Raw genomic sequence first — 11,683 nt, forward strand, 5'->3', positions numbered from 1 at the left:
TGCATGTATCACGAAACCAATGGTCCGGACCTCGAAGGGCCGGATCTGTCTGAGCGAAATATGACGAGCAAATTGATAGCGGGTTCTAGAGGCATTGACCGGCGCAGATGGCTGGGCGCAGGAGCGTGCTTTTTCTTGATTAACGCGTGTGGGGCAAAGACCATGAAGGTTCGTTTCGATGTCGTCCTGTTTAATTATCTGGACCGACCGATCTTCGAAGTGCTTATCGATGGAAACGTCGATGCAAGTTCCGATCAATATCCTGGAACTGGGAGCGGGACCATCATGGGGATTCAACTTGCGCCGGGCCCGAAAAAAGTAACCTGGCGTCTCGGCGGTCCCGAAGGGTTGGCGAATAACGGCGATACGGTCACGAGCAAGAACACCCCCGAATTAAAGCCCATCCCCGGCGGCAGGTATCTCGGGATCCACATTTATCCCGATTACAGCGTTGAGTTGATTCCTACAGTGAGTTTCCCGAGGGTGAGCGAGCGCGGTGAATCGGAGATGAGCAAAGCGGGGAGGGACCGTGGCTAGCGAAGACGTCGGCGCCGTAGAATCCAGCAACCGGGACGTCTCGAAGAAGGAGCCCGGGCCGCTGCAAGATTGCAGCGATGTCGTTCACGTGGCGATTTTCTTTGACGGGACCGGCAATAACCGGGAAGCCGATATCGCCACTAAAAGCTGGAGCAATGTCGGTCGCATCTATGACGCCGCATTGCAAGATGCCAAAAAAGCGATCTTCCCGATTTACGTGTCGGGCGTCGGCACCGCATACAACGGCAAAGCAACAAATTGGATCTCGACTGCCAATGCCTGGCACGAGGACACCATCCAGGGGATGGGATTTGGCGGAGGCGGTACCCGCCGCTTGCACCAGGGCCATGATGACGTCAATGACCGATTGCGCGACGTCATGATCGAAAACGCGCGCCGCCTGGGAGCGGAAACGGCAGCATATGCGGAGAAGGCCAGTAGCCAGAGTTTTTCCGACGTAAACGAAGTCCTCGGTAAATTCCGCCTGATAAAAATGATCAACATGTCGTTTTTTGGATTCTCGCGCGGCGCCTCGCTGGCGCGCGCGTTTTCCAATCGGATGATCAGGCGCTGCAAGGTGGAGAATGGCAACCTGGCATACGGCGGCTACCGCATGCGCTTCAATTTTGTCGGCGTATTCGACACCGTCGCATCGTTCGGCGTGCCTTCCCTGAACGTCAGGCTCCCGTTCGAGGAGCGTGAACTCGTCGTGTCCCCGAAGGTGGAGCGCTGCGTGCACTACGTCGCGGCGCACGAGGTCCGTTTCTCGTTCCCCGTCGACCTGATCAGAAAGAACGGCAAGCTCGCGGGCGACTGGGTGGAAAACGTGTATCCGGGCGTCCACTCCGACGTCGGCGGCGGCTACGAGCCGTTGGCACAGGGTATCGACAACAATTACGCGCGTATTCCAATGCGCGACATGATGCGTGAGGCCGTCGTCAGTGGCGTTCGGATCCGGTCTTACGAAGAAATCGAGAAGGTCAATAAGCCGCTGTTCGACGCCCGCTTCAAGATTCAGGAGTCGACCCTTCAGGCGTATCGCAACTACATGGCTGCGTGCGGCGCCATGTCCGGCACCGTGGAAAATCAGATCAAGCGCCATATGCAAGTGTTCTATAGCGCGAACGGCACGATGCACCGGAAAGGTATCGAAACCCCTGGGGCACGCCGGCGCAACGAATCGAAATACAAATACCTGGGGCCGAAAGGAATGGCATGGGAAATCGCCAAGTACCGGACCGCGGCGAAGGCAGGCGAGTGGCTGCGCATCGGTGGCTACGCCATCAGTGGCTACGCCCAGTATATCAAGCCGGAGGATTGGCAGATTTCGGCCTGGGACCAGCCTGCGAGCGATGGGGCGGTCGATTTCGTCGCACGCTTTGTCCACGATTCGAAAGTCGACTTTATCGGCAACCTCGCCGAGCCGTTCAGCTATTTCCGGCCACGCGGGGTCCAGGAATCGACCGTCAACGTGACCGTGGAATGGCGCTACTGGATGGGCAACAAGCTCGAGGAGGGGAAAACCGCCGTCGGGGATGCTTACGCGTCTGGTAAGAAAAAAGTTGGCGAAGCGGCCGATGCAACGGTAGACGCCGCGAAAGAAGCCGCCGATGAGGCGCGCCGCCGCGCCGAGGCAGCGGCCGCGGCAGCCCAGCGCAAGGCCGAGGAAGCAGCCCGCTACGCCCAGCGCAAGGCGCAGGAAGCGAAGGCCGCGGCCGAGCGGGCGTACGACGCGACAACACAGGCAGCCAGCGATGCGGCCGAAGCCGCGCAACGCAAGGCGCAGGAGGCTGCGGCATACGCGCGCAGGCAGGCGCAGGCCGCCGCAAATGCCGTGGAAAGCGGATACAAAGCAACCACCACGGCCGGGAAGAACGCGGCGGCGGCGGCGGGCAGGGCGGCGGAAGATGCACGCGAAGGCGCCGAAGTCATCTACGACCGGGGCATCAACTGGATCAAACGTACGGCCAAGGATGTCGGCGACTGGTTCTGAGCGACATGTAGAGGAAGGGCCGAGGCGCGCATCCCCGGGTGGCTCGGCTGTGTCTCACACAATGCGGATCATTGAAAGAGCGCTGGATGAAGCGACGAAATTATCTCGGCGCCTTGCTGGCGCTTCCCGTTGCGAATCTCGGTACGGCCAAATCCAAGAAGGTCGTGTTGAGTGTGGTCCTGTTCAATTATCTGGACCGGCCGATCTTCGATGTTTTCGTCGATGGCAAGATGGGCTTCGGCAGCGATGCCTTTCCTGCGACTGGAGGTGGAATCGTAACGGGCGTCGCTTTCGAGCTCGGTCCGAAAAAAGTCAGCTGGCGGCTGGACGGGCCAGCGGGGACACGGCGCAATGGCGAGACCGTCTTCAACAAGAATCCGCTTCGGCTCGATGCTGTCGTGCCGAAAGCCCGATATCTCGGCGTGCACATCTACCCGGATGATACCGTCGAACTGATCACGTCGGTCAGCTTGCCGGACAAGACAAAACGCGGCATCGCCATGGTTGAGCAGACTAACAGTCACCGCGGCTGATGCCGCGGTGCCGGGGCCGTCGTGCCGGCATTGGCTGACGGCCCCTCCGATCGCACGGATCATCAGTTCTTCAACCCCGACCCCGGCTTCGCTTCCTTGGCATGCAGATCCGCCTTCACCGTATCCGGCGCCAGGTTGTTCACCACATTCCCGATGATCTTGCTGCTCACCATCCCCGCCACCACGCGGTCTTCCCCCTTCTTGAAGGCCGCATAGCCTTCTTGCGCCACCTTCACCGGCGACGCCTTTTCGCCCACCGCCAGCTTGTTGTCCACCATCCCCGAGCGCGGCCAGAAGTTGGTGTCGACCTGGCCCGGCAGGAGCAGGGTGATCTCCACGCCGCTGTCCTTGATCTCGGACTTGACCGCTTCCGCGAACGAAATCAGGAAAGCCTTGGTCGCGCCATACACCGCCTCGTACGGAGTCGGCATGGTGCCCGAGATCGACGCCGTGTACAGCAGCTTGCCGGCGCGCCGCGCCACCATGTCGGGCACGATCAGCTTGGTCAGGTGCACCTGCGACACGGCGTTCAGCTGGATCATCTTGAGTTCGTCTGCCAGCGCCGTGCCGCCGACGAAATAGCCGCCCAGGCCGACGCCGGCATTGAGCACCGCCGCCGCCAGCGGGCGGCCGGTGGCGCGTACCGCCTCGTACAAGCGTTCGACGCCGTCGTATTCGGTCAGGTCGGTCGTGAAAATCTCCACCCGCGCGCCGCTGGCACTGACTTCGCTCGCGGTGCGTTCGAGTCCCGCCTGCTGGGTGGCGGTCAGGAACAGGTCATAGCCGTCGGCGGCGAACTGGCGCGCCAGTTCGTAGCCGATGCCGCTGGAGGCGCCGGTGATCAGCGCCAGTGGTCGATCGGTATTGCTCGTCATCGGATTCTCCTAAGCTGATTGCATGTGGAATGAGCTTAGCATGTTGGTCATTTCGACAACGTCCGCTTCGGGACCGGGCTGCGTGGCCCGAAAACGCGCCGCCGCACGCGCTGGCAAATTGGCATTGACAACCCATCAATGGTGGTATTCGGATAGAATGGCCAACCCCTGCGCACGCATCAGTCGTTGCGCGGGCACGACCAACAAGCACCAGGAAACGCGGCCGTCCGACAGACCGCGCTTGGTGCCGGCAGCAGCACCAGATTTCGCATTACAAGCAATAGGAAAACACATGAGTACCGACAGCACGCTCAACGAAACCCAGAACACCCAGCTGCGCCTCGATGCGCTCGAATACCACCGCAGCCCGACCCGCGGCAAGATCGAAGTCGTGGCCACCAAGCCGCTGTCGAACCAGCGCGACCTCTCGCTCGCGTATTCGCCGGGCGTGGCCTACGCCTGCGAGGAAATCGCCGCCGACCCGGCCACCGCCGCCGACTACACCTCGCGCGCCAACCTGGTGGCCGTGATCTCGAACGGCACCGCCGTCCTCGGCCTGGGCAACATCGGCCCACTGGCTTCGAAGCCGGTCATGGAAGGCAAGGGTTGCCTGTTCAAGAAGTTTGCCGGCGTCGACGTGTTCGACCTGGAACTCGACGAACTCGATCCCGATAAACTGGTGGACGCCATCGCGATGCTCGAACCGACCGTCGGCGGCATCAACCTGGAAGACATCAAGGCGCCGGAATGCTTCTACATCGAGAAGAAGCTGCGCGAGCGCATGAACATCCCGGTCTTCCACGACGACCAGCACGGCACCGCGATCATCTCGACCGCCGCGCTGCTCAACGCGCTGAAGGTGGTGAATAAAGACATCGGCCAGATCAAGCTGGTCGCCTCCGGCGCCGGCGCCGCCGCCATTGCCTGCCTGGACATGATGGTGCTGCTGGGCGTGGACCAGAACAACATCTGGGTCACCGACTCGCGCGGCGTGATCTGGCAGGGCCGCGAAGCGAACATGGAAGCCAATAAGGCGCGCTACGCGCAGGATACGAGCGCGCGCACGCTGGCCGACATCGTGGATGGCGCCGACGTGTTCCTGGGCTGCTCCACCGCCGGCGTGCTCACCGCCGACATGGTCAAGACCATGGCCGACAAGCCGGTGATCCTGGCGCTGGCCAACCCGGAACCGGAAATCCGTCCCGAAGTGGCCAAGGCCGCGCGTCCGGACGTGATCATCGCCACCGGCCGTTCGGACTACCCGAACCAGGTCAACAACGTCCTCTGTTTCCCGTACATCTTCCGTGGGGCCCTCGATTGCGGCGCCACCCGCATCACCGACGAGATGAAGCTGGCCTGCGTGACCGCGATCGCGGAACTGGCCGAAGCCGAAGCGAGCGACGTGGTGGCGCTGGCCTACGAAGGCCAGGACCTGACCTTCGGCCCGGAATACATCATTCCGAAGCCGTTCGATCCGCGCCTCCTGGCCGCGATCGCGCCGCGCGTGGCGCAAGCCGCTGCCGATTCGGGCGTGGCGACCCGTCCGATCGAAGACATGGATGCCTACCGCGACAAGCTGGGCCAGATGATCTACCACACCGGCTTCTTCATGAAGCCCGTGTTCACCAAGGCCAAGGCCACGCTGCGCAAGGTGGCGTACGCCGAAGCGACGGACAAGCGCGTGCTGCGCGCGGTGCAGACCGTGGTCGACGAGCAGCTGGCGCATCCGGTGCTGATCGGCGCCGCCGCCGACATCGAGCGCGCGGTCAAGGAAGCCGGCCTGCGCCTGCAGGCAGGCGCCGACTACACCGTGATCGAGGCGCAGGGCGACACCACGCTGCAAGGCACGCGCCTGTTGAAGGCGGGCGACGTCGATGGCCTGATCTGCGGCATGGCCGGCAGCTACGACAGCCACCTGGAACACGTCAGGAACGAGATCGGCACCGCGCCGGGCGCCGAAGTGCTGGCCGCGATGAATGCGCTGGTGCTGGACAAGCACACGCTGTTCATCACCGACACCTACGTCAACGAGACCCCCAACGCGCAGGAACTGGCGGCGATCACGCGCCTGGCGGCGTCGATGCTGCAGCACTTCGGCGTCGAGCCGAAGGCGGCGCTGCTGTCGCACTCGTCGCAGGGCTCGAGCGAGCGTCCGTCGGCGCGCCGCATGCGCGAAGCGCGCGCGCTGCTGGCGCAGCAGGCGCCGGAACTGGCGCTGATCGGCGAAGTGCACGGCGACGCCGCGCTGTCGGAAGAGATCCGCGAGATCTACAACATCGAAGGCGACTTCGCGGGCAGCGCCAACCTGCTGGTGATGCCGTCGCTGGACGCGGCCAACATCCTGTTCAACGTGCTGAAGGTCGCTGCCGGCAAGGGCGTGACCGTGGGTCCGATCCTGCTCGGTACCGCCAAGCCGGTGCACATCCTGAGCCCGAGCGCGACGGTGCGCCGTATCGTCAACATGACGGCGCTGGCGGCGGCCGAGGCGAAGTAAGCTTCAATCGCATGGAATGATCGGGCAGGCATGTCCGATTATTCCGCGCTCGGCCTCATGGGCTGCCGGATAAGGCCGGCGCTGCTCCCACCCACGCCGCCTCGCGCCCGAACCACGCCACCAAAAAATCGATGAACGCCGTCACCTTGGCCGGCACCGTCGAGCGCTCCAGGTACACCGCGAACACGTCCGCGCTCGGCAACTCCCAATCCTCCAGCACCGGCACCAGCTGCCCACCGGCGACGTGCGCATGAATGTCCCACATCGAGCGCATCATGATCCCGAACCCTTCCAGCGCCCACAGCACCCCGGCGTCGCCATCGTTCGATGTCAGCGTGCCGCGCACCTTGACCGTCTCGTGCCGGGTGCCCTTGGTGAAATGCCAGGTCCCGAACGCGCTGTCGTTCTGGCGCAGCACGATGCACTGGTGCGCCTGCAGCTCGCGCGGTGTGCTTGGTGCGCCATGTTCGGCCAGGTACGACGGCGCCGCGCACAGCAGGCGGCGGTTGCCTACCACGCGCCGCGCCACCAGGCGCGAATCGGGAACTTCGCCGAAGCGGATGCCGACGTCGAAGGCGCGGTCGGCCAGGTTCAGCGAGCGGTCGGTCAGCTCCAGCTGCACCTCCACCTGCGGATAACGGCGCGCAAAGGCGGCGATCGCCGGCGCGATGTGCTGGCGCCCGAAGCCGAAGCTGGCGTTGACGCGCAACCGGCCGCGCGGCACCGCGCGGCTGTTCGACACCAGCTGCTCCAGGTCTTCCAGTTCGCCCAGCAGGCGGGCGCCGGTCGCGAGATACAGCTCGCCCTCGTGGGTAACGCTGATGCGGCGCGTGGTGCGGTTCAGCAGCCGCACCCCGAGGCGCTTTTCCAGCTGCGCCAGGCGCGCGCTGACTGCCGGCGGCGTCACGCCCAGTTCGCGCGCCAGCGCCGCCAGCGAACCATGCTTGAGCAGGTCGACGAAGAATTCGAGGTCGGCGATTCTACTCATGGATTGCGCTCATTATTCAATCCAGTTTATGAATAGATGAAAGATGGCTGCATTATAAAACCGCCGGCGGCGGCTACACTACACCTGCTTCTGACTCCTCGAACCACGCACCATGACGCTGTCCCTGATTTCGTTCGCCACCAATTTCAGCCTCGGCGCTTCGCTCGGCGTCGCCGGCGGCATGCTCGGCATCGGCGGCGGCCTGATCGCGATTCCGATACTCGGCCTGCTGTATGGCATGGACCAGCACCTGGCCCAGGGCACGGCGCTGGTGATGATCGCGCCCAACGTGCTGCTCGGCCTGCTGCGCTACCACCAGAAAAACCCGGTCGACTTCCGCTCGGTGGCATCGATCAGCGTGTTCTCGATGGTGACGACTTACCTGGCCGCGCGCTTCGCTGTCGGCATCGACGCCGACGTGCTGCACCTGGCCTTCGCGCTGTTCCTGATCGCGCTGGCGCTGTACTTCGGCTGGCCCAAGGGCAGGGCGGTGGCGCACGACGAACCGGGCAAACCGATCCCGCGTCCGCTGCTGCCGGTGATCGGCATGGCCAGCGGCGCCATGTCGGGCTTCTTCACCATCGGCGGCGGGCTGGTGGTGGTGCCGGCCCTGGTGAGCCTGTTCCGCATGCGCCAGACGCGCGCCCAGGCCACGGCGCTGGCGCTGGTGGTGCCGGGCGCCTTCATTGCGCTGGCCACCTACGGCCAGGCCGGGCAGGTGGACTGGGAGACCGGCCTGCCGATGGCGCTGGGCGGGGTGCTGAGCGTGTCGTGGGGCGTGCACCTGGCGCACCAGCTGCCGGCGCCGCTGTTGCGCTGGCTGTTCTGTGCGGTGCTGGTCGGCACCGCCGCCGTCATGCTGGCGACGTAATCCTGATCCGGGCGCCGGACCCGGGCCCGAGCTGCTCGACCAGGAAGTCGATGAACACCCGCGTGCGCGCCGACTGGTGCTGCCGGTTCGGGTAGACCACGAACAGGTCGGCCGCCGGCTGCACGTATTGCGGCAGCACGACGGCCAGGCGTCCGCTGTCGACGTAGCGCGCCAGGTCCCATTCCGAGCGCATCAGGATGCCGTGGCCGTCGAGCGCCCAGCCGAGCGCGATGTCGCCGTCGTTCGAGGCCAGCCGGCCCTGCACCTTCACCGTTTCGATGTGACCCTCATGCTCCAGGCGCCAGACCCCGTGCGCCTCGTCGTTCTGGCGGTGGATGATGCACTGGTGCGCGGTCAGGTCGGCCAGCCGCGCCGGCGTGCCGTGGCGTTCCAGGTAGCGCGGCGCGGCGCACAGGAAGCGCCGGTTGGACATGATGCGGCGCGCCACCAAGCGCTGGTCGGGCGGGGCGCCGAAGCGGATCGCCAGGTCGACGCCGTCGGCCACCAGGTCGACCGGGCGGTCGCTCAGGTCCAGCTGCACCTCCACCTGCGGATAGCGCGCGGCAAAGCTGGACACGATCGGCGCGATCGCGGTGCGCCCGAACCCGAGCGAAGCGTTCACCGTTAGCCGTCCGCGCGGCACCGAGCGGGTGGCGGCCACCGCGTCTTCCATCTCGCGCAGCTCGGCCAGGATGCGGGTGGCGTAGTGCAAATACGTTTCGCCTTCCGGCGTCAGGCTGCTGGTGCGGGTGGTGCGGTTCACCAGGCGCACGCCCAGCCCTTCCTCGAGCTGGGCCAGGCGCTTGGTGGCGGCCGGCGGCGTCAGGTCGAGCGCGCGCGCCGCCGCCGACAGGTTGCCGTGGCGCGCCAGCAGCACGAAAAATTCGAGGTGGGAGGCGAGGTCGCTTTTCACTTTGGGTGAAGAATGATGTGAGAAATCCTGAATCATAACCGCGCTGGAAGCGAATAATCTGGTGGCTCGATCATTACTCGCTGCACACAGCGAACCCCAAGGAGACCCCATGAAAATCGTCGAGATCCGCGAAAAGACGGTCCCGATCAGTTCCCCGATCCGCAATGCCTACATCGACTTCAGCAAGATGACGCTCAGCGTCGTCGCGGTAGTCACCGACGTGATCCGCAACGGCCGCCCGGTGACCGGCTACGGCTTCAATTCCAATGGCCGCTACGGCCAGGGGACACTGATGCGCGAGCGCTTCATCCCGCGCATCCTGGAAGCCGACCCGGCTTCGCTGCTGGACGACAGCGGCAATAATCTCGACCCGCACAAGGTATGGGCCGCCATGTTCACCAACGAAAAGCCGGGCGGCCACGGCGAGCGTTCGGTGGCGATCGGCACCATCGACATGGCAGTGTGGGACGCGACCGCCAAGATCGCCGACAAGCCGCTGTTCCAGCTGCTGGCCGAACGCTACGGCAACGGCACGCCAGACAAGAAGATCTTTGTCTACGCCGCCGGCGGCTATTACTACCCGGGCCAGGACCACGAAAAGCTCAAGGACGAGATGCGCAGCTACCTCGACCGCGGCTACACGGTGGTCAAGAAGAAGATCGGCGGCGCTTCGCTCGACGACGACCTGCGCCGCATCGACGCGATCCTCAGCGTGCTGGGCGACGGCCAGAAGCTGGCGGTGGACGCCAACGGCCGCTTCGACCTGGATACCGCGATCCGCTACGCCAAGGCGCTGTCGCAGTACGACCTGTTCTGGTACGAGGAGGCCGGCGACCCGCTCGACTACGAGCTGCAGGCGACCCTGCGCAACTACTACGACAAGCCGATGGCCACCGGCGAGAACCTGTTCTCGATGCAGGACGCGCGCAACCTGATCCGCTACGGCGGCATGCGCCCGGACCGCGACTGGCTGCAGTTCGACTGCGCGCTGAGCTACGGCCTGGTGGAGTACCTGCGCACGCTCGACATGCTGCGCCAGCACGGCTGGTCCGCCAGCCGCTGCATCCCGCACGGCGGGCACCAGATGTCGCTGAACATCGCGGCCGGCCTGGGGCTGGGCGGCAACGAGTCGTATCCGGACCTGTTCCAACCCTACGGCGGCTTCCCGGATGGCGTGAAGGTGGAGAACGGCTATATCACCATGCCGGACTTGCCCGGCATCGGCTTCGAAGGCAAGGCCGACCTGATCGCGCAGATGCGGCAGCTCACTGCCTGATCATGGTCTGAGCCGTTCAGCATCAATCGGGTGCGGCGCCGCACCGGGATGGTGCGACGCCGCACAGTCAGGTGGAATATCCTGCCGCCGCACCACAGTTCAAGGGTTCAAACGTGTTCTGTATCGACATTGCGCCGCAACATAAGCGATAATGGCGGCGCTTTCGCGCAAGATGGCGTCCAGCCCCCAACCGGGACTGGCGCGGCGACCAGGCTCCCGGCACCACCCGGACCGGCCAGGAACGCCAACTGCCATCGCGTTCCACCCTCAGAACACCGATCAACATGAACCAGACCTGCCTGTCCGCCGCGCTGCCGAAGCGTTCGTCCCGCCCCGAGCGCGCCGTGTCCACCGTCCCTGGCGTCCTGTGCGCCGTGGTGCAGGAGCGCGCGCAATGACGCGGCAGGCTGCCTTTCCGGGGCCGACGCCTTCTTCGGCACCTTCGACCGCACCCCGTCCCTTGCCCGTGAAACCGCATAGCCTGCTGGACGACGTCTACGGCATCGCGGTCGGCGTGCTGTTCGTCGCCGCCGGCATCGTGCTGCTGCAGGCGGCCGGCCTGATCACGGGCGGGGTGGCCGGCATCGCGCTGCTGTCGTCCTACTTCAGCGGCATGCCGGTGGGCCTGCTGTTCATGCTGATCAACGTGCCGTTCTTCCTGTTCGGCTACCTGTTCATGGGACCGCTGTTCACGGTCAAGTCGCTGGCCGGCAGCGTGGCCATCATGCTGCTGCTCAAAGCCGTGCCGCACGTGCTGGTGATCGGCCACGTCCACGTGGCGGTGGCGGCGCTGGCCGGCGGCACCTTCTGCGGCATGGGCATCCTGGCGCTGGCGCGCCACGGCGCCGGCGTCGGCGGCACCGGCATCGTCACCCTGTGGCTGCAGAAGAAGTACGGCATCAACGCCGGCCGCACGCAGGTGATGATCGACGCCGTGATCCTGCTGGTGGCGCTGGCGCTGGTGGCGCCGCAACTGGTGGGGTGGTCGGCGCTGTCGGCGGTGGCGATGAGCAGCATGGTCATGGCCTGGCACCGCGCCGGACGTTATTTCGGCAGCTGAGTGGTAGCTGAGCGCCAGCCGCGCACGGCGGCGTGCGCGAGCCGCTATACTGGGCGCGCCGCATGACGCGGCGCCTTGGAACAGCACATGACGAGCAATGAACTCCCCCTGACTGACGATTACTGGAGCGTCGTGGGGGGGGG

9 protein-coding genes and 1 pseudogene are annotated in these 11,683 nt (G+C 64.9%); 7 read left to right on the forward strand and 3 right to left on the reverse strand.

Features of this window, described 5'->3' with window-relative positions:
- Nucleotides 1-3 precede the first annotated feature (3 nt).
- The 3 genes from QPK27_RS11715 to QPK27_RS11725 all read left to right on the forward strand — a co-directional run bounded on the left by QPK27_RS11715 (nt 4) and on the right by QPK27_RS11725 (nt 3,063).
- Entirely contained in the window at nt 4-537 is a 534-nt protein-coding gene (locus QPK27_RS11715; RefSeq protein WP_290418410.1) for a hypothetical protein, read from the forward strand.
- A complete protein-coding gene (locus QPK27_RS11720) occupies nt 530-2,530 on the forward strand; it encodes a DUF2235 domain-containing protein (protein ID WP_290418411.1) in 2,001 nt (666 codons plus the stop codon). Before QPK27_RS11715 ends, QPK27_RS11720 begins: the two co-directional genes overlap by 8 nt.
- An 86-nt stretch (nt 2,531-2,616) precedes the next feature.
- Nucleotides 2,617-3,063: a hypothetical protein gene (locus tag QPK27_RS11725; RefSeq protein WP_290418412.1), complete on the forward strand. Its 447-nt coding sequence runs from the start codon at nt 2,617-2,619 to the stop codon at nt 3,061-3,063.
- 62 nt (nt 3,064-3,125) lie between these two features.
- Here the strand turns inward: QPK27_RS11725 and QPK27_RS11730 are convergent, their stop codons facing one another.
- Nucleotides 3,126-3,938: an SDR family oxidoreductase gene (locus QPK27_RS11730; protein WP_290418413.1), complete on the reverse strand. Its 813-nt coding sequence runs from the start codon at nt 3,936-3,938 to the stop codon at nt 3,126-3,128.
- Between the two features lie 270 nt (nt 3,939-4,208).
- Between QPK27_RS11730 and QPK27_RS11735 the strand changes: the two are divergent.
- Nucleotides 4,209-6,432, forward strand: a pseudogene (locus QPK27_RS11735) (NADP-dependent malic enzyme).
- Between the two features lie 55 nt (nt 6,433-6,487).
- Here QPK27_RS11735 and QPK27_RS11740 read toward each other — a convergent pair.
- On the reverse strand, nt 6,488-7,420 hold the full coding sequence (locus QPK27_RS11740) for a LysR substrate-binding domain-containing protein (RefSeq protein ID WP_290418415.1): 933 nt from the start codon (nt 7,418-7,420) through the stop codon (nt 6,488-6,490).
- Between the two features lie 112 nt (nt 7,421-7,532).
- On the opposite strand from QPK27_RS11740, the gene QPK27_RS11745 reads away from it, so the two are divergent.
- Nucleotides 7,533-8,291 (forward strand): sulfite exporter TauE/SafE family protein, encoded by a 759-nt coding sequence (locus tag QPK27_RS11745; protein ID WP_290418416.1) that lies wholly within the window; start codon nt 7,533-7,535, stop codon nt 8,289-8,291.
- Here the strand turns inward: QPK27_RS11745 and QPK27_RS11750 are convergent.
- The gene (locus QPK27_RS11750) at nt 8,275-9,204 is read right to left on the reverse strand and encodes a LysR substrate-binding domain-containing protein (RefSeq protein WP_290418417.1); all 930 of its coding nucleotides are present in this window, start codon (nt 9,202-9,204) and stop codon (nt 8,275-8,277) included. The two genes, QPK27_RS11745 and QPK27_RS11750, sit on opposite strands and share 17 nt — an antisense overlap.
- Before the next feature lie 109 nt (nt 9,205-9,313).
- Between QPK27_RS11750 and QPK27_RS11755 the strand changes: the two genes are divergently transcribed.
- Together QPK27_RS11755 and QPK27_RS11760 are read left to right on the forward strand one after the other, a co-directional pair.
- Nucleotides 9,314-10,480, forward strand: a complete 1,167-nt coding sequence (locus QPK27_RS11755; RefSeq protein WP_290418418.1) for a mandelate racemase/muconate lactonizing enzyme family protein — start codon at nt 9,314-9,316, stop codon at nt 10,478-10,480.
- Nucleotides 10,481-10,946: 466 nt separating this feature from the next.
- On the forward strand, nt 10,947-11,540 hold the full coding sequence (locus QPK27_RS11760; protein ID WP_290418419.1) for a YitT family protein: 594 nt from the start codon (nt 10,947-10,949) through the stop codon (nt 11,538-11,540).
- Nucleotides 11,541-11,683 lie beyond the last annotated feature (143 nt).

Source organism: Massilia sp. YIM B02443 (assembly GCF_030411955.1).
Taxonomy (GTDB): Bacteria; Pseudomonadota; Gammaproteobacteria; order Burkholderiales; family Burkholderiaceae_D; genus Telluria.